Raw genomic sequence first — 17,363 nt, 5'->3', positions numbered from 1 at the left:
CCGCGACTCAGTCGTCCGCGGCCTGGCCTTCGGTGCCACCGAGGACGCGCGGCTCGATGTACACCGTCTTCACCGACGACTCCATCGTCTTCAGCTTCGACTCGATGTCGGTGATGGCGTCGTCGATCGCCTCGGTATCCATGTCGCTCCGGAACGCCACGTCCGCGGTGACGACGAGCTTCTGCGGCCCGAAGAACACCGTCCGGAAGTCCGCGACGTTCTCCACGCCCTCCCACTCCGCGACGACGTCACGCAGCGGGCTCTCGGCGTCCTTCGGCAGGCTCTCCCCGAGGATGAGTCGCTTGTTCTCCCACGCCAGCAGTATCGCGAACCCCATGAGGAGCAGGCCGATGATGAACGCCGACGACGCGTCGTAGATCGGGTTCCCGGTCGTCCGGGAGGCGTACACGCCCAGCAGCGCGATCCCGGCACCGGCGCCCGCGATGGTGTCCTCCGTGAGCGCGGTGAGCGTCGTGATGTCGCTCGTCTTCCGGAACGCCTCGCGAATGGTCGTCCACCCGTTGCGTTCCATCTGCTTCTTGATGGCCTTGTACGCCTTCGCGAACGCCCACGCCTCGAAGATTATCGCACCAGTCAGGACGGTGTAGTTCACCCACACGCTCGGGATCGTCACCTCGACGACCGGCAGGAGCACCGAGGACGCGTCCACCGGCTTGGGGTGGTTGATGGCGTGCCAGCCGTGTTTCGCGGACTCCCAGCCCGCGATGCCAAAGAGCATCACCGACACCAGGAACGCGTAGAAGAACTGCGCTTTCCCGTACCCGAAGGGGTGACTGCGGGAGGCGTCCTTCCCGCCGTACTTGATGCCGATGAGGAGGAACACCTGGTTCCCGGTGTCGGAGATGGAGTGATACACTTCCGAGAGCATCGCGGGACTGCCCGTCAGGAGGTACCCGACGAACTTCATGACCGCGATGGCTCCGTTCGCGATGAGGGCGGCGATGACGACGCTGGTACTGGAGGCCATCTGTTATCGTTCTTTCACGCGCTCCCGTCGACAAAAGTAGTTTCCGTATCGACGCGGTCGGTCGACGCCGGTAGCGTGCCACACCGCGCAGGTGAGCGTTCGCTCAGGCGGGCACGTACGTCCAGACGTCGTCGTCACCGTCGGCGGGTGCGGTGACGCCGGGGAGCGTTCGGAGTCGCGGGCGAACGCACTCCAACCACTGCTGGCGGTCGTTGTAGCCGGCGCTGTGCGCGCCGTAGACGGCGTCGATGATGGCGGCGTCGGTCGCGGCGCCGTGCTCGGCGAGGTACTCCCACGCGTTCCGGATGGCGTCGCGACGCCAGTCCTGCATCATCTCGCTCACGCCGGGGACGTCGAGGTCGGCGATCGCGTCCTCGAGCGCGTCGGTCCGGTCCGCGTCCGGCGTACCGGACGCGAGCCGTTCGACGTGCGCGGTCGCGGGGAGATACCAGACGCGGAGTGTCGCCGCGCCCGACTGCAGTTGCTTCGTGGCGAGGTCGCCGTCGGCGACGAGCGTGTCGAGCGCGTCCGCCGCGCGCTCTCGTTCGACACCGGTCTCGTCGACGACCTCGGGGAGCGTGCGTGGTGCGGCGTCGACGAACGCGGCCGACACCGCGTCGCGGTCGACGACCGCCGGCCGCTCCGGGTGGTCGTCGCCGGCGGGTGTCGTCGCGTCGTCGCGTTCGCCCTCCTGGGACATGCGCCCGAGTTAGTGACCCGTCCACATGGTCCTTTCCCACTCGACGCCACCTCGTCGACCCGCGACCGACCGTCGACCGTCGCAGTCCGAGGTCGTCCGCGCTGGGGCGTGCCGAAAGACACGACTGCCGTCGGTTCGAACGACGCGTATGCTCGTCGTCGTCTCTGACTCGCACCGCGAGACCGGTACCGGACTGGAGGGGCGGACGCTCGACGCCGTCCGCGAAGCGGACGTGGTCGCGCACGCCGGGGACTTCGTCACCGAGGACGCGCTGGACGCGTTCCACGACGCGGCCTCGCGACTGCACGCCGTCCACGGGAACGCGGACCGGCCCGCGGTGACAGAACGCTTGCCGACCGCGCGGTCGTTCTCGTACGCGGACGTGTCGGTCGCGATGACGCACCGCCAGCGCGGCGGCGGGATGGGCCTTGAGCTGTTCGGTCGGGAGCGCGACGCGGACCTCGTCGTCTCCGGGCACACGCACCGACCCCGGGTCGCGGACGCGGACGGACTGACGCTCCTGAACCCGGGGAGTCACGCGGACCCGCGCGGGAACCGGCCCGGGCACGCAGAACTCGAACCGACCGACGACGGGCTCGACGGTCGACTCGTCTCCCCGGACGGCACCGTCGCGGAGACGTTCCACGTCCCCGTAGGCGGGGTCGACGGGACGCGGTAGCGCGAGGCGGCGTCGCGGACTCGACGCTCCACGTACTGCTCTTCGCGACGGACCGCAGGAAGGGTAGGGGTTGGTGGAGGTGGGGGCTCGGTCGGGGGCGACTGCGTCAGCGGGGACGGATGGGGGGCGGGGGCGTCAGCGGGATGCCGTGCGCCGCGGCGGCGCACGGGACCGAGGTGGGTGGGGGGTGGAGGGTGGGCGTCAGCGCGACGCCCGGGACGCACCTGTACGTACAGCGTATGTATCAAAAGGCATACCGGATACTCAAAACGGAATTTTACCTAGCCCCACATCGTCGACTCGACCACCACCACTGCGTCCGCGCTCGCGGGTCGAGACGCCCGCTCGACGGTTCTCGCGCGGTCGTTCAGGCGCTCGTGGTGTACCAGTACGCGAACCCGGCGGCGAGGACGAGCGCGCCACCGAGGAAGAACGCGACGCCCGGCGGGATCGCGCTCAGCGCGGCGTCGGCCGCTCCCGCCGCGGCGTCCGTGGCCGCGGTCGTCGTCTCGACGGTCGAGTTGTTCGCGTTCCCGGCGACCGGGGCCTCGCCCGGGCCCGGCGCGGGCCGCCCGACGCCGGCGTCGCCACCGAACAGCGCGCCGAGGTCGCCAGCGACCGCCTGCACGAGCACGGACAGTCCGGCGAGGAGCGCGAACGCGCCCAGGAGGCGCGTGAGCGCGGCTTTCAGTCCCGTGGACTTCTCTTCGCCGCCCGCGAACACGACCAGCGGCTGGTTCGCGGGCGCGTACACCTTCATCTCGCGGCCCTTCGCGGAGTACGCGGTGTCGATGACCTCGATGACGTCGGCGTCCTCCAGCTTCTCCAGGTGGTACTGGGTGTTCTGGAGGGAGGTGTCGACGCGGTCTGCGAGCTTCGACGGTGTCGCCGGGTCCTCGTGGAGTGCCGTCAGCAGTTCCCTGGCAGTACCCGAGGAGAGCGCTCCGATGAGGTCGTCGGCGTCCTCGCTGTCGAGTCCGATGACGCGAGGTTCCGCGTCCTCGACGGCCGACGTGTCGGGGGTGGAGGGCAGCAAGTCAGCCATGTGCTACGGCTAGTCATCGGTTCCCATGAATGTTTGTATATTTTTCCTCCGGGAAAACGTGCTACCGAACCGTCGAACGAACGTCGCTGGCGGTTGGTCGTCCGTGAAGGAATACTGCGTGTACGCTTCACGTCCAACAGAAACCTAGTGGACGGTATGGAAATAACCGGTGGTTCTGGTAACATAACTCATGGTTCGCGATAGCACGAGGCACACACCTGGGCGTGAGCGGTCGACGGACGCTGCGAAAGGCCTATAGCGCCACTGCCGGAACGTCCACGCAACAATGGCGTGGTTAGGCTTCATCCCGGAGGACCCCGTCGCGCTCGTGTTCGTCCTCCTGGTCCTCGGCCTCATCTTCTTCGTGTACCTCATGCTCCGCAAGACCGTCACGGAATTCAGCGAGGGCATGCGGAAAGGCCAGAACTAGCCGGTTCGACGGCGATCGTCGAGCGTCGACGCGAGATTCAGTCGACGACGTCCGCGACGACGTCGATAGCGTCGTCCACGTCCTCGCGCGTGACGTCGAGGTGCGTGCAGAGGCGGACGCGACCGCCACCGAACCCGGAGCACTGTACGCCGGCGTCGGTGCACGCGGCCGCGAACTCGTCCTCCGTCATCCCCGTGCCCGTGACGTCGGCGACGACGATGTTCGTCTCCGGTTGCTCGATGGTGATCCCCGAGACGTCGTCGAGTCCCGCGGCGAGGAGCTGTGCGTGCTCGTGGTCGGTCGCGAGCCGGTCGACGTTCTCGAGCGCGTACAGGCCGGCGGCGCCGAGGACGCCAGCCTGCCGCATCCCGCCACCGAAGAGCTTCCGGACGCGCCGCGCCTCGGCGATGAAGTCCTCGCTCCCGACGAGCATCGACCCGACGGGTGCGCCCAGGCCCTTCGAGAGACAGAACATCACGGAGTCGACGTGCTCGGCGAACGCGCTCGCGGGCTCGTCGAGCGCCACCGCGGCGTTGAACAGCCGCGCACCGTCGAGATGCACGGGCACGCCGGCGTCGTGCGCGACCGCCGCCGCGTCCCCGAGCTCGCTCGGCGGTATCGCGAGCCCACCGCGCGAGTTGTGCGTGTTCTCCAGGCAGAGCAGGCCCGTGCCGGGTCGATGCAGGTCCTCGTCGACGAGCGCAGCCTCGACCTGCTCGGGCGACGGCACGCCACGCGGCCCGTCGAACGTCCGCACCTGGAGTTCGGCGTGCTGCGCGAACCCGGCGAGCTCCCACTTGTAGACGTGACTCTGGACGTCCACGACGGCCTCCTGGCCGCGTTCGGTGTGGACGCGCGCCGCGATCTGGTTCCCCATCGTCCCACTGGGCACGAACATTGCCGCGTCCATCCCGAGTCGCTCCGCGGCTCGCGCCTCCAGCTCGTTCAGCGTCGGGTCCTCGCCGTAGACGTCGTCGCCGACGTCGGCGTCGGCCATCGACGCGCGCATCTCCTCGCTCGGTGTCGTCACCGTGTCGCTCCTGAGGTCTATCATGCTCGACCGTAGCCCCGGTGCGAGCAAAAACCTGCCCCACGCGGCAGCGCCACCGGGCGCCCGAGACCGACGGGTCGCGACCCGACGTCGCCGCAACCGGACCTCGCTCCGTCGCGGTACGGCCGTGGGTTCAAGTACGAACCCGCGGCCACCGGCGGTATGCCTCAGACAGCAACCGCGACGCTGTACGCCGGCGACGCGACCGTCGTCGAGGACGCCACCGACCGCCGCGAGTACCGCGGCCGCGTCGTCGTCCTCGCGAAACCCGACGGGACCGTCCTCGTGCACGACGACTCGGGCTACCAGCCGGTGGCGTGGCTCACGCGCGCCGACGCCGTCACCGTCACCGACGACGAGGACGTGGTCCGCGTCACCGCGCACGACGAACGCGCCGACGACTGGCTGCGCGTCACCGGCCACGACGCAGGTGGCGACGCCGACGGTCACCCCGCGCTCTCGGGCCGCTACCCGGTGTCGGTCGCCGGAGAGCCCGTCGGCGACTGTCCGAACTGCGACGGCGCGCTCGTCGACACCGGCGGCGCCGTCGCCTGCGTGCACTGCGACGACGTGCACGGATACCCCGACGACGCCGTCCTCCACGGCGCCCGCTGCGACTGCGGCCTCCCGCGGATGCGCGTCGAACGCGGCGCCGCCATCGACTGCTGCGTCGACCGCGACTGCGAGCGCCTCGACGACCGCGTCCGCGACCACCTCGACCACGCCTTCGACTGCCCCACCTGCGACGGCGACCTCGTCGTCCAGCGCGAACGCGGCCTCTTCCTCGCGTGCGAACACCGCCCCGACTGCGACACCGCGTTCTACGTCCCCAGCGGCGTCCACGACGGTACCTGCGAGTGCGGGCTCCCCGCGTTCACCGTTGCCAACGGCCGCCGCTGCCTCGATGCCACCTGCGACCAGACCTGACCGCCACTGGCTCACCGCCGGAACCGACGACCTGACGGTCGTCTGCTGGTGCGGTCGGTGGCGGACCACCGGAACCGGCGACCCGCTGGTCGCCGTACGCTCGTCAGTCACTCAGACCGACACGGCTTTCGGCGACGATGGCGACCGTCAGCGTATGAACATCGAGGGTCACGTCGACGGCGACGTCGTCCACGTCGGGCACGACGCTCGCCAGCGGTTCCACGACTCGCGCGGGTACGGCTACCCGCTCGACGGCAACGACGTCGCGCTCGCGCCCGTCGAGGCCGCGCACCTCCTCGCCAGGGACGACCTCGCGGCAGTGGACGGCATGGACTTCCGTGCGTTCCTCCGCGCGAGCGACGACCCGACCCTCCCCGTGCGGTACCTCGTGTACGCCGACCTCCGCGAGCGCGGGTTCTACTGCGCGCCCTCGCACCCCGACTGGACGGCGTTCGCTCGAACCGACGGCACCGCGGACGATGCTGGCAGTCGAGGCGGCGACGACCTCGTCGTCTACCCGCGCGGGAGCGGGCCGGGCGACGGCGAACTCGCGTACCGCGTCCGCGTCACCGGCGAACGCACCGCGGTGCCCGCGAGCGCGCTCGGGGACTGCGTGCTCGCCGTCGTCGACGAGGAATCCGAGATCACGTACCTGGACACGACCCGGCCCGACGTCACCGGCGACGTGCGTCCGGACCTCCCCGAGCGCGTGGACGCGGACCTGCTCGCGGACCGCGTCACCGTCTGGGGCGACGCCGCGGACGCGCTCTACGAGCGCGGGTTCTACGGGACGCCGCTCTCCGGGCGCGACACCGGCCGCGACGCGGTCGTCCTGTCGCTCGTCGAAGGTGCGTTCCTCGCCGCCGAAGGCGCACTCGCCCTCGACCCCGCCGAAGCGGTCGCGCGCGGCCGGAGCGTCGAGGGCGAGCGGTTCGACCGCCGACTCGCCACGTACCGCGACCTCCGCGCGAGCGGCGTCGCTCCCAAGACCGGGTTCAAGTTCGGCGCGGACTTCCGCACGTACGCCGACTTCCAGAGCCCCGACGACGTCGGGCACAGCGAACGCCTCGTGCGCGTCCTCCCCAGCGAGCACGCGTTCGCACCCCGCGACCTCGCGCTCGACGTCCGGCTCGCCAACGGCGTCAAGAAGACGATGACGTACGCGATCGTCGACGCGGACGGCGACGGTTCGCCCCCAGGCGACGCAGCGACCGTCGACTGGCTCGCCATCCAGCGCCTCACGCCCTGACCGGTCGACGGGCGTCGTCGAACCGGAGGGCAGAGCGAACGCTTTTTGCGCGTTCCGCGGCGAGTGCGGGGTATGACAGACGACGACGCCGACGCGCGAGACCAGTCGGGTGCGTCCGGCGACCGCGCGGACGCGCTTCGCGCCGACGGCGGGGACGCTGCGGCGGCGGGTGCGGACGACGTGACGCTCGACCCGTGGGGGTCCTCGACGGTGGCCGATTATCGAAAACTCTTCGAGGAGTTCGGCATCGAGAGCTTCGACGAACTCCTGGAGGGCGTGCCGAACCCGCACTACCTGATGCGTCGCGGGGTCATCTTCGGGCACCGCGATTACGAGCCGGTCGCGGAGGCGATGCGCGAGGGCGAGCCGTTCGCCGCGCTGTCGGGGTTCATGCCCACCGGCGACCCGCACATCGGGCACAAGCTCGTGTTCGACGAGATCATCTGGCACCAACAGCAGGGTGGCGACGCGTACGGCCTCATCGCGGACCTTGAGGCCCACGCCGCGCGCGGGTTGACGTGGGCGGAGATCGACGAGCATTCGCGGGACTACCTGCTCAGCCTCATCGCGCTCGGGTTCGACCCGGAGGAGGGCGAACTGTACCGGCAGAGCGAGAACCGCGAGCTCCAGGACCTCGCGTTCGAGCTGGGGGCGGAGGCGAACTTCTCGGAGTTCCAGGCGATCTACGGGTTCGACGGCGAGACGGACGTGAGTCACATGCAGAGCGTCGTCACGCAGATGGCGGACATCCTCTATCCGCAACTCGAGGAGCCCAAGCCGACCGTGATTCCGGTCGGCCCCGACCAGGACCCGCACGTGCGGCTCGCTCGGGACCTCGCGACGCGGATGCGGTTCTTCAAGGTCTCGAAGGCGTACGCGAGCTTCGAGTGCGACGACGAAGAGCGCGAGCTCGTCGCGGCGGCGTACGCGGCGCTCGCGGACGACCTGGACGACGACGAGATGGTGCGCTGCGAGGACGCGGCGGACTGGCTGCGCGAGCACGCGCCGGAGCCGACCAAGGCGCGCGAGTCCGTCGCCGCGAAGCTCGACGAGGCCGGGATGGAGCCGGTGCGTCCCCGGACGCGCTTCTTCGACCGGCAGGCGACCGACGAGGCGTTCGAGGCGCTCATCGACGCCGTGGCGGGCGAGAAGCGCGTGTACGAGGGTCACGTGGACGCGTTCGACCTCGACCGCGCCGAGGCGGAGGAGCTCGCACGCCAGGTGGAACTCGACCACGGCGGGTACGGGTTCGTCGCGCCGTCCTCGATCTATCATCGGTTCATGACGGGACTGACGGGCGGGAAGATGTCGTCGTCGATCCCGGCGAGCCACATCAGTCTCCTCGACGACCCCGAGGAGGGCTACGACAAGGTGAAGTCCGCGACGACGGGCGGTCGCCAGTCCGCCGAGGAGCAACGCGAGAAGGGCGGGAAGGCCGACGAGTGCCCGGTGTACGAGCTCTACGCCTATCTGCTCGCGAACGACGACGACGACTTCGCGACCGAGGTGTACGAGGAGTGCGTCGGCGGCGAACGCCTCTGCGGGGACTGCAAGGAGCAGGCCGCGACGCTCATGCGGGAGTTCCTCGAGGACCATCAAGAGAAGCGCGAGGAGGCCGAGGAACTCCTCGACGAACTCGACATCCAGCTGGAGTCCTCGCGCAAGCGGACGTAGTCGTCGGGGAGCCCGCTGCTTGCGTCCGGTTCGGCGGTTCTCACGTCACGGCCTCTGCATCGTCCACTGACAGGTTTTCTCGGGTGGTCGTCTGACGAAAATATATACGTCCGACGCCGCAACGTGTGCATCGAGACGCGGAGTCATGCGCCACGGTACCCCGGGGTTCGAGCGAGAGGACGCGCTCGCGTGCGCGGACGTCCTCGGCGGGTTCGGCGTGTCCAGTGACCACGTCCGCGAGCGCGTCGCGGACGCGACGACGGTCGACCCCGGCGAGGACCTGGAGGCCGCGATACAGCGCGCGCTCGCGGACCCCGAGCATCCGACGGCGTTCGTTCGACGGACGGTCGCGGCGGCGCCCCGCGGCGTGGATTCGCCCGCGCGATTCTGGACGACGGCGCCGGAGACCCAGCTCGGGGACGTGTTCGCGGCGATCGACTGGACGTTCGACGTGCGGAGCGCGAACGGCCGGTCGCTCTCGGTCGAGGACGCGGAGCCGTACCGGTTGCGCGTCGAGGACGCCGACGGCCGGACGCGCTCGACGGCGTTCTCGTTCCCGGACACGCCGCTGGGCGACGACAACTATCCGGCGCTCGTGGACGCCATCAATCGAGAGCTCCTGTTCGGGTTGGACTGTCGGTTCGTCCAGCTGAGCGACGGGACGGACCGCTGGCGGTTCGCGCTCGTCGAGGTCGACGAACTCGACCGGCTCGTCGACCGCTTCGGCGAGCGCATCACGGCGTTCGACCGGCCGTTGCTCGCCGCCGACCAGCCGGCGGCGTACGTCCCGGACGCTGACGACGATTCTCTCGAGAGCGGTGCTCAGGCGGCGGACGAGGGCGGCGTACCGGTGCCGGCGTGGGCGCGCGAGTCCCGCGAGCGCTCGTGGCGCGGCCGTCGACTGACCGCGGACGCGTTCGACGCGGACCACGTCGGCGGCCTCGACCACCTCGCTGACGCCGACGACGGTGGGGACGGCGCGACCAGGGATGCGGACGCCGACGACGGTGGGGACGGCGCGACCAGGGATGCGGACGCCAACGACGGTGGTCTGGCGGGCGGCGACGAGGGGGCTGCGGCCGACGCTGCGGCCGCTATCGAGTTCGTCGACGGCCCCGACGCCGGGTCACGGGATGCGGGGTCGCGCGACGGCGCGGGCGACGCGAACACGGCGACGCGAGAGGCGTCGACGCCCGTCCGCGACGCCGACGCGACGGTCGTCCGCGACGCGGAGACGGGTGGCGTCCCGGGCGCCGAGACGGGGTCGAACGCGGACGACGACCTCGACGGCTGGTCCATCGGCGGGTCGGTCGACGCCACCACTCGCTCCTCGAACCCGGTCGACGACGGATCGTCGAGCGACCTGTCGCCGTCGGGGTTCACGTGGGGTGACGACGCGACCGCGGCCAACACGAACGAAGGCGACGCGACCGAGGACGAGACGAGCGCGGTCGTGGACGGCGACGAGCGCGTTGACGACGACGACGACGAGCGCAGTGACGGCGACGACGGGTTCTTCTCGGCGGACGCGGTGTCGTCGTTCGACGCTGGCGCGAAGACGAGTCGCGTCGGCGGCGATTCGTTCGGCGTGGACGCCGGCGAGCAGACGGAGGACGACCGGTTCGCGGCGGTCGGCGCGGCCATCGCCGCGCCCGCCGGTATCTCGTGTCGCGGACTGCTCGACGACGACGAGTTCCTCCCCGAGATTCCGCGCACCGAACCCGCGGAGACGCGACTGGAGTTCGACGACGAGTTCGACCCGACGGCCGACCCCGCGGACGAGCGCGAGACCGACGACGGGTTCGTGTGGGTGAACGAGTCGTCCGGGCTCGGCGAGGACCGGTCGAGCGCGAGCGACTGACGCTCAGCGAGATGGCTCTCCGCCGGCGACGCGCTCGGCGAGACCGTCCTCAGTCGGCGACGCGCTCACGCTGGCTTCCGGACGTACACGGCCGGCGAGCCGCTGCGTTGCACGTAGTCGGCGTCGGGGTCGGCGTCGACCGCGGTCCAGTAGCTCCTGGGGTAGTGGCCGAGGACGTCGTGGATGCGGTCGTACGTGAGGAGGTTCTCGCCGTCGGCGACGAGCGAGAAGGCCTCGCGTTTGCCGTGGTCGTCGTCGGTGAGGCCCTGCGCCCACGCCTGCATGTTCCGGTTCGGGTACGTGAACGCGAGCGCGCCACCGGGTGCGGTGAGTCGCCAGAGCTCGCGGAGCGCGGCCGCGGCGTCCCGGACGAAGTAGAGGACGGCCATGCAGTACACGACGTCGAACTTGCGGTCGATGCCGGTGTCGGGGAGCGTCGCGACGTCGAACGTGACGTTCTCGACGCCGTCGGCGTCGGCCTTCCGGCGGTTCGCGTCGACGACCGCGGGCGCGGCGTCGTAGCACGCGAGCTCGACGTCCGGGCGTCGCGCTGCGACGTCGAACTCGGCGGCTGCGGGCCCGCACCCGATGCTCGCGACCGCGTCGACGTCGTCGACGTGGTCGAGGAACGCGTCCAGGTGCGCGGCCATGTCGTCGCCGCCGACGTACGCGCCGCGGTCCCAGTCGTCGCCGTCGTAGTACGCCTCCCAGGAGAACCCCATACCTTCGGTCCGACCGGTCGCGGCTTCAGGGTTGTGGAGCGCTCGCGCTCGACGCACCCGTAAACGGTGCCTACGCCCCATTCGGCCCCGGTTACGTCTCAGTCGGTGATGCCTACCACGTGAAACGATTACAAGTATTAAATAATACCGTGCCAATACCTGATTTAATGGCAACCACGTCCGACCCAGATGAAGTGCCGTCCGCCCCGTACACCCCGGCCGGCGACATCGACGAGGTCCTCACCGAGCTCGACGACGTCGACGTCTACACGGTCGCGGACGACCGCGACGACGACGACGACGACGCCGTGCTTCCGGTGCTCGACGACGCGCTCGCTGAACTCGCAGCCGTCGTGGACGCGCCGACCGACGCGGCGAGCGACACCGACGACGAGAGCGCCGAACGCGACGCCGGCGGACTCGCTCGCGACCGTGCGGACTTCGAGGAGGTCGCCGCGAACACCGAGGTCGACTCGATCCCCTACGAGAACGCGGCGGCGTTCCTCGCGAACACGCTGTACGCGGTCCCGCCCGCGAACACGCGCTTCGAGTGGGCGGAGGTCGACGACCCGACGCCGGACTGGGACCTCGACGTCGACTGGTAGCGACGCCGATAGAACGGCTCGCGGTGGCGCGATGGGTGGACGCGGTGCGGTGGGTGAACGTGGCGCGGTGGGCGAACGTGGCGTGATGGGTGGACGTGGTGCGGGGGCGTTGCGTGAACGCGCTCCCGACGGAACGTTTAACGGGCGAGGGACGCCTACGTGGAGGTATGGTAGCCTCGTTCGGCTCCGGTGGTAGCGTCGACGAGCACGCTCGAGTCCACGGAGTCGGCTTCTTCTTTGCAGCGGCGTGAGCGCGGTGGATGGCCACCACGGCCGGGGGCGAGGAGTCGCCTCGGTGGGTGGTGGTCGCGAAACCGCGGTCGTCGCGTTGTCGGAACAGATAACTGACCGAGTTGCGGATACGCACACAAGATTGATGGAACTGAAAGCGACACACGTCGCGGTCCTCGAGACCGCGGATGCGACCGAGGCGCGGTCGGTCGACGCGCTCGCGGACGACACGGGGGAGCCCCCGGAGTCGGTCGCGGGTGCGGCGTTCGACCTCGCGGAGCGCGGGCTCGTCGACGTCACGGAGCGCGTCGAGGAGACCGTCGAACTGACAGCAGAGGGTGAATCGTATCGAGACGCGGGCCTGCCGGAGGTTCGCCTGTATCGGGCGGCGCGAGACGTCGGTGCGACCGATGCCGAGGCGGTCCCGATGGGCGAAGTGATCGGGGCGAGCGACCTCGGTGACGCGGTCGACATAGCGCTCGCGAACTACGCGCGGAAGGGGTACGGCGTCGTCGACAGCGGCGAGGTGACCGCGGACCCGGACGCGGACCCCGACGACGACGCGGAGGCGATGGCGCTCGACGCGGTCGCCGCCGGCGAGGCCGTGGACGAGGACGTGCTCGGTGACCTGGAGCGCCGGAACCTCGTCGTCGTCGACGAGCACACGGTCCGGTTCGTGGAACTGACCGAGGACGGCGTCACCGCGCTCATGGAGGGCGTGGAGGCGACCGACGCCGTCGGCCAGGTCACGCCCGAGATGCTGTCCTCGGGCGACTGGCAGGACGCCGAGTTCGCCGAGTACGACGTCGAGGCGGACGCGGACGTCGAGTACGGCGGGAAGGAGCACGTGCTCCGGCAGACCGCCGAGCGCGTGAAGGACGTCCTCGTCGGGATGGGCTTCCAGGAGATGGACGGCCCGCACGCGGACGCGGAGTTCTGGATCAACGACTGCCTGTTCATGCCCCAGGACCACCCCGCTCGCACCCACTGGGACCAGTTCGCGCTCGACGTTCCGCCGATGCAGGACCTCCCCGAGGACCTCATGGCGCGCGTCGAGCACGCGCACCGCGAGGGCGTCGGCGAGGACGGCGACGGCTATCACTCGCCGTGGGGCGAGGAGATGGCGCGCGGCGTCGACCTCCGCGGGCACACCACGTCGCTGTCGATGCGGTACCTCTCCGGGCACGAGGTCGGCGAGCTCGAACCGCCCGAGCGGTACTTCAGCGTGGAGAAGGTGTACCGGAACGACACCCTCGACGCCACCCACTTGCTGGAGTTCTTCCAGATCGAGGGCTGGGTGATGGCCGAGGACCTCTCGGTGCGCGACCTCATGGGGACGTTCGAGGAGTTCTACGCGCAGTTCGGCATCACCGACATCGAGTTCAAACCGCACTACAATCCCTACACGGAGCCGAGCTTCGAGCTGTTCGGCGAGCACCCCGAGACGGGTGAGGTCGTCGAGATCGGGAACTCCGGGTTGTTCCGCGAGGAGGTCCTGGAGCCGCTCGGCGTGGAGTGCGACGTGATGGCGTGGGGGCTCGCGCTGGAGCGACTCCTGATGCTCACGCACGGGTTCGAGGACATCCGCGACGTCCACGGGACGCTCGTCGACCTCGACTTCCTCCGCGACGAGGAGGTGGTGTACTGATGCCCGTCGTCGACGTCGACCCCGACGAGCTCCGGGACCTCACCGGACACCAGGACAAGGACGACGAGGAGTTGAAGGACGACCTGTTCGCGCTCGGCCTCGAGTTCGAGGGCGAGACCGAGGACGGCGCGTTCGAACTGGAGTTCGCGCCGGACCGCCTCGACCGCCTGAGCGTCGAGGGCGTCGCGCGGAGCCTCCGGTATCAGTACGGCGACGACCGCGGCGTCTACGTCCCGAAGGTGAACGACGCGGACTGGACGATCGAGGTCGACGACTCGGTGCCCGACGAGCGCCCGTACGTCACGGGGGCCGTCATCCGCGACGTGAACCTTGACGACGACGCGTTGGATTCGCTCATCCAACTCCAGGAGAAGCTGCACGCGACGATGGGCCGCAAGCGCGCGAAGGGCGCGATCGGTATCCACGACCTCACGATGCTGAAGGGGTCGGCGGTCGAACGCGACGACGACGCCGCGGACGCCGGGGAGACCGCGGCGGACGTCGGCGACGACGTCCGCGTCTCGGAGACGAACAAGTCCATCTCGTACGTCGGCGTCGAACCCGACGAAGACGAGTTCGTGCCCCTCGACAGCGACCGCGAGATGACGCCCGCCGAGGTCCTCGAAGAGCACGCGACGGGCCGCGAGTACGCCGACCTCGTGAGCGGGTACGAGCGGTATCCCGCGATCTACGACGACCTCGGGTTGTTCTCGTTCCCGCCGGTGATCAACGGTCGCCGCACCGAGGTGTCGACGGACTCGCGGAACCTGTTCGTGGAGATGACGGGCACCGACCAGTGGACGATCGACAAGATGCTGAACGTCGTCTGTTACGCGCTCGAAGCGCGCGGGGCGACCGTCGAGGAGGTCCAGGTCGAGTACCCCGATAGCGGCGTGTACGCGGACGACGACCTCGTCGATCCGGGTGCGACGCTCGTCCGCCCGAACCTGGACGTGGACGAGAAGCGCGTCGCGCACGAGCGCATCGAGCGCGTGCTCGGCGTCGCGCTCACCGCCGAGGAGGTCGTCGACCTCGCGGAGCGCGCCGGGCTGGACGCGACGCCAATCGACACGGCGACCGGCGAGCACCCCGAGCGTGCGCGGGAGCGAGCGGGGAGCGACCTCCCGGACGACCCGCGCGGGAGCATCGAGGGGAACCAGGCGACGACGGCGAGCGCCGACCAGGACGCGGACGTGGACGCGGCGCCGACGGTCGCGGGCGACCTCGTGTACGACGTCGCCATCCCGCCGTACCGCGTGGACGTCCTGCACGCGCTCGACGTCGTCGACGACCTCGGGCGCGCCTATGGCTTCAACGAGCTGGAGCCGAAGTCGCCGAACGTCTCGACGACGGGCGGCCGCCACGAGCGCTCGCGCCTCGAGCGCGCGGTCCGCGGTCAGCTCGTCGGGCTCGGCTTCCAGGACCTCCTGAACTTCCACATGGTCGCTCGCGAGGACAACTACGACCGCATGCACGTCGCGCCCGCCGACTCGGCGAGTGCGGCGGACGCACTCGGCGCCGAGCCGCCCGTGACCATCACGGAACCGTACAGCGAGGACTACGAGATGCTGCGGTCGTGGGCGCTCCCGAGCCTCGCGATGGTCCTGGAGAACAACACCCATCGGAGTTACCCGCAGGACCTCGCGGAGATCGGCCTGGTCGCGCACGTCGACCCCGACGAACCGACGGGCGTCCGGGAGGAACGCCACGTCGCGGCGGTGCTCGCGCGCGCCGACGCCTCCTACGAGGACGCCAAGAGTCGCCTGCAGGCGCTCGCGCGGAACTTCGACGTCGCCCTCGAGACGCCGCCGACCGAGCACCCGTCGTTCATCGACGGCCGCACCGCGACCGTCGTCATCGACGGCGAGCCCGCCGGCGTCGTCGGCGAACTCCACCCGAAGGTGCTCGTCGAGCACGACCTCGAGGTGCCGGCGGTCGGGTTCGAGTTCGACCTCGCGGCGCTCGAGTAAGCCGAGGCGGTCACTTTTTCACCCATGTTTTGCGGGTCGCGAGCGGCGAACGGGCGGCGGCCGTGAGCCGGAGCGAGCGACCCGACAAAAGATGGTCGCGGCAGGACCTCGAGGTGCCGGCGGTCGGGTTCGAGTTCGACCTCGCGGCGCTCGAGTAAGCCGAGGCGGTCACTTTTTCACGCATGGTTTGCGGGTCGCGAGCGAGAGCGGTGGTGGGTTCTCAGCGCGGCTGGAACTGGATGGGTAGCGATTCGACGCCGTAGATGAACGAGCTGCGGACGGGCTGTAACTCGGTGTCGGCGATCTCGATGGCGGTGAGGCGGTCGGTGAGTTCGTCGAGTGCGACCTTGGCTTCGAGCCTGGCGAGGGGGGCGCCGAGGCAGTAGTGGCGGCCGTGACCGAACCCGAGGTGGCTGCTGGGGGACCGGTCGGGGTCGAACGCGTCCGGGTCGGGGAAACGGTCGGGGTCGCGGTTGGCGGCCCCGAGCCAGACGACGACGCCGTCGCCGGCGTCGAGGGTTTCGCCGCCGAGTTCCACGGGCTCTACGGGGACGCGCGTCATCGCCTGGACGGGCGAGCGGTGGCGGAGGACCTCTTCGATGGCCGTGCCGAGTGCGCGTTCGTCGGCGCCGAGTTCGGTGAACAGGTCGCGGTCGTGGCCGTCGAAGCACCGGACGGCGTTCGTGACGAGGTGCGTCGTCGTGATGTTCCCCGCGATCAGGAGGAGCATGCACATCCCGAGGGCTTCGCGCTGGGAGAGCCGGCCGGCGTCGCCTTCGGCGGTCGCGATGGTGGTGAGGAGGTCGTCGCGGGGGTCCTGGCGACGGTTCTCGAGTTCGGTCAGGAAGTACATCGCCATCTCCTGGCCGGCCTGTCGTTGCGCTTCGACGAACGTCTCGGCGTCCGTGTCGCCACCGGCGCCGCGGACGATGGTGTCCGACCAGCGCTTGAACTGGTCGCGGTCGTCGCGCGGGACGCCGAGCATGTCGGCGATGACGATGACGGGCAGCGGGTACGCGAGCGCGTCGACGACGTCGAGTTCGTCGTCCGCGTCGGCGAGCGCGTCGTCGAGCAACTCGCCGGCGAGCGTCCGGATGCGCGGTTCGAGCTCGCGGACGGCGCGCGGCTCGAAGGCGTCTTCGACGACGCTCCGGAGTTCGTCGTGCCGCGGCGGATCCTGGAGCAGCATCGTGTCGAGCAGGAACCCTTCGTCTTCGGGTGGTTCCTCGAACCCCGTGATGTTCCGTGGGCTCGTCGAGAACCGGCCGTCGGGGTTCGCGAGGACGTGCTTGACGTCGTCGTACCGGAAGACGTCCCACGTCCGGCGGTCGGAGTCGTACCGGACCGGCGCGCGCTCGCGCATCTCGGCGTACCAGTCGAACGGGTCGAGCCACGCGTCCCGCGCCTGGAGTGCCGCGGGGAACGTCTGCAGGCCGCCGATGTCGGCTGCACTCATACTACCGAGTTCGGTCAGGTCGGTCAAAGGTCGAGTGACCGCGTGGTCGGGGATTCGTCGCCGGCTTGCATCCACGTTCGTGTTCGTTCCGACCGGTCGGCGAGGACCGACCGACGGCGTCGCTGAA

Annotated in this window: 15 protein-coding genes; 9 read left to right on the top strand and 6 right to left on the bottom strand. The window is 70.0% G+C overall.

Annotated features, from left to right (window positions below; all coding sequences use genetic code 11):
• Positions 1 to 7 precede the first annotated feature (7 nt).
• Both LI336_RS14795 and LI336_RS14790 read right to left on the bottom strand, forming a co-directional pair.
• Entirely contained in the window at positions 8 to 988 is a 981-nt protein-coding gene (locus tag LI336_RS14795) for a cation diffusion facilitator family transporter (protein WP_227133917.1), read from the bottom strand.
• A 103-nt stretch (positions 989 to 1,091) separates the two neighbouring features.
• Positions 1,092 to 1,688, bottom strand: coding sequence for a hypothetical protein (locus tag LI336_RS14790; RefSeq protein WP_227133916.1), 597 nt, complete (start codon positions 1,686 to 1,688; stop codon positions 1,092 to 1,094).
• Between the two features lie 148 nt (positions 1,689 to 1,836).
• Here LI336_RS14790 and LI336_RS14785 point away from each other — a divergent pair, with 148 nt between their 5' ends.
• Entirely contained in the window at positions 1,837 to 2,367 is a 531-nt protein-coding gene (locus LI336_RS14785) for a metallophosphoesterase (protein WP_227133915.1), read from the top strand.
• Between the two features lie 367 nt (positions 2,368 to 2,734).
• Here LI336_RS14785 and LI336_RS14780 read toward each other — a convergent pair whose 3' ends face one another.
• A complete protein-coding gene (locus tag LI336_RS14780; RefSeq protein WP_227133914.1) occupies positions 2,735 to 3,412 on the bottom strand; it encodes an ArsR/SmtB family transcription factor in 678 nt (225 codons plus the stop codon).
• Positions 3,413 to 3,698: 286 nt separating this feature from the next.
• Here LI336_RS14780 and LI336_RS14775 point away from each other — a divergent pair, with 286 nt between their 5' ends.
• Positions 3,699 to 3,842 (top strand): DUF7859 family protein, encoded by a 144-nt coding sequence (locus LI336_RS14775; protein ID WP_227133913.1) that lies wholly within the window; start codon positions 3,699 to 3,701, stop codon positions 3,840 to 3,842.
• Between the two features lie 37 nt (positions 3,843 to 3,879).
• Here the strand turns inward: LI336_RS14775 and LI336_RS14770 are convergent, their stop codons facing one another.
• The gene (locus LI336_RS14770) at positions 3,880 to 4,896 is read right to left on the bottom strand and encodes a threonine aldolase family protein (protein WP_227133911.1); all 1,017 of its coding nucleotides are present in this window, start codon (positions 4,894 to 4,896) and stop codon (positions 3,880 to 3,882) included.
• 159 nt (positions 4,897 to 5,055) lie between these two features.
• Here LI336_RS14770 and LI336_RS14765 point away from each other — a divergent pair, with 159 nt between their 5' ends.
• The 4 genes from LI336_RS14765 to LI336_RS14750 all read left to right on the top strand — a co-directional run bounded on the left by LI336_RS14765 (position 5,056) and on the right by LI336_RS14750 (position 10,604).
• Positions 5,056 to 5,820, top strand: a complete 765-nt coding sequence (locus tag LI336_RS14765) for a topoisomerase DNA-binding C4 zinc finger domain-containing protein (RefSeq protein WP_227133910.1) — start codon at positions 5,056 to 5,058, stop codon at positions 5,818 to 5,820.
• 154 nt (positions 5,821 to 5,974) lie between these two features.
• Positions 5,975 to 7,069, top strand: a complete 1,095-nt coding sequence (locus LI336_RS14760; protein WP_264475477.1) for a tRNA-intron lyase — start codon at positions 5,975 to 5,977, stop codon at positions 7,067 to 7,069.
• A gap of 72 nt (positions 7,070 to 7,141) precedes the next feature.
• Positions 7,142 to 8,743 (top strand): tryptophan--tRNA ligase, encoded by a 1,602-nt coding sequence (locus LI336_RS14755; protein WP_227133909.1) that lies wholly within the window; start codon positions 7,142 to 7,144, stop codon positions 8,741 to 8,743.
• A 145-nt stretch (positions 8,744 to 8,888) separates the two neighbouring features.
• Positions 8,889 to 10,604: a hypothetical protein gene (locus LI336_RS14750; RefSeq protein ID WP_227133908.1), complete on the top strand. Its 1,716-nt coding sequence runs from the start codon at positions 8,889 to 8,891 to the stop codon at positions 10,602 to 10,604.
• Positions 10,605 to 10,669: 65 nt separating this feature from the next.
• Here LI336_RS14750 and LI336_RS14745 read toward each other — a convergent pair whose 3' ends face one another.
• Complete coding sequence (locus tag LI336_RS14745) at positions 10,670 to 11,326, bottom strand: class I SAM-dependent methyltransferase (RefSeq protein WP_227133907.1); 657 nt, start codon at positions 11,324 to 11,326, stop codon at positions 10,670 to 10,672.
• A 167-nt stretch (positions 11,327 to 11,493) separates the two neighbouring features.
• Here LI336_RS14745 and LI336_RS14740 point away from each other — a divergent pair, with 167 nt between their 5' ends.
• The 3 genes from LI336_RS14740 to LI336_RS14730 all read left to right on the top strand — a co-directional run bounded on the left by LI336_RS14740 (position 11,494) and on the right by LI336_RS14730 (position 15,780).
• Positions 11,494 to 11,931: a hypothetical protein gene (locus LI336_RS14740; RefSeq protein ID WP_227133906.1), complete on the top strand. Its 438-nt coding sequence runs from the start codon at positions 11,494 to 11,496 to the stop codon at positions 11,929 to 11,931.
• A gap of 376 nt (positions 11,932 to 12,307) precedes the next feature.
• Positions 12,308 to 13,810 (top strand): phenylalanine--tRNA ligase subunit alpha, encoded by a 1,503-nt coding sequence (pheS, locus tag LI336_RS14735; RefSeq protein WP_227133904.1) that lies wholly within the window; start codon positions 12,308 to 12,310, stop codon positions 13,808 to 13,810.
• Positions 13,810 to 15,780 (top strand): phenylalanine--tRNA ligase beta subunit-related protein, encoded by a 1,971-nt coding sequence (locus LI336_RS14730; protein ID WP_227133903.1) that lies wholly within the window; start codon positions 13,810 to 13,812, stop codon positions 15,778 to 15,780. Before pheS ends, LI336_RS14730 begins: the two co-directional genes overlap by 1 nt.
• Positions 15,781 to 16,000: 220 nt before the next feature.
• On the opposite strand, the gene LI336_RS14725 is transcribed toward LI336_RS14730, so the two are convergent.
• Positions 16,001 to 17,236: a cytochrome P450 gene (locus tag LI336_RS14725; protein ID WP_227133902.1), complete on the bottom strand. Its 1,236-nt coding sequence runs from the start codon at positions 17,234 to 17,236 to the stop codon at positions 16,001 to 16,003.
• Positions 17,237 to 17,363 lie beyond the last annotated feature (127 nt).

The organism is Halorubellus salinus (assembly GCF_020567525.1).
Classification (GTDB): domain Archaea; phylum Halobacteriota; class Halobacteria; order Halobacteriales; family Natrialbaceae; genus Halorubellus; species Halorubellus salinus.
Note: the sequence above shows the minus strand (reverse complement) of the source record. Positions and strands in the feature narration are given on the sequence as shown.

Excerpts from the sequence above, each read along its gene's own strand:
- LI336_RS14795 (WP_227133917.1), bottom strand. The coding sequence starts at position 988 with ATGGCCTCCAGTACCAGCGTCGTCATCGCCGCCCTCATCGCGAACGGA.
- LI336_RS14790 (WP_227133916.1), bottom strand. The coding sequence starts at position 1,688 with ATGTCCCAGGAGGGCGAACGCGACGACGCGACGACACCCGCCGGCGAC.
- LI336_RS14785 (WP_227133915.1), top strand. The coding sequence starts at position 1,837 with ATGCTCGTCGTCGTCTCTGACTCGCACCGCGAGACCGGTACCGGACTG.
- LI336_RS14780 (WP_227133914.1), bottom strand. The coding sequence starts at position 3,412 with ATGGCTGACTTGCTGCCCTCCACCCCCGACACGTCGGCCGTCGAGGAC.
- LI336_RS14775 (WP_227133913.1), top strand. The coding sequence starts at position 3,699 with ATGGCGTGGTTAGGCTTCATCCCGGAGGACCCCGTCGCGCTCGTGTTC.
- LI336_RS14770 (WP_227133911.1), bottom strand. The coding sequence starts at position 4,896 with ATGATAGACCTCAGGAGCGACACGGTGACGACACCGAGCGAGGAGATG.
- LI336_RS14765 (WP_227133910.1), top strand. The coding sequence starts at position 5,056 with ATGCCTCAGACAGCAACCGCGACGCTGTACGCCGGCGACGCGACCGTC.
- LI336_RS14760 (WP_264475477.1), top strand. The coding sequence starts at position 5,975 with ATGAACATCGAGGGTCACGTCGACGGCGACGTCGTCCACGTCGGGCAC.
- LI336_RS14755 (WP_227133909.1), top strand. The coding sequence starts at position 7,142 with ATGACAGACGACGACGCCGACGCGCGAGACCAGTCGGGTGCGTCCGGC.
- LI336_RS14750 (WP_227133908.1), top strand. The coding sequence starts at position 8,889 with ATGCGCCACGGTACCCCGGGGTTCGAGCGAGAGGACGCGCTCGCGTGC.
- LI336_RS14745 (WP_227133907.1), bottom strand. The coding sequence starts at position 11,326 with ATGGGGTTCTCCTGGGAGGCGTACTACGACGGCGACGACTGGGACCGC.
- LI336_RS14740 (WP_227133906.1), top strand. The coding sequence starts at position 11,494 with ATGGCAACCACGTCCGACCCAGATGAAGTGCCGTCCGCCCCGTACACC.
- pheS (WP_227133904.1), top strand. The coding sequence starts at position 12,308 with ATGGAACTGAAAGCGACACACGTCGCGGTCCTCGAGACCGCGGATGCG.
- LI336_RS14730 (WP_227133903.1), top strand. The coding sequence starts at position 13,810 with ATGCCCGTCGTCGACGTCGACCCCGACGAGCTCCGGGACCTCACCGGA.
- LI336_RS14725 (WP_227133902.1), bottom strand. The coding sequence starts at position 17,236 with ATGAGTGCAGCCGACATCGGCGGCCTGCAGACGTTCCCCGCGGCACTC.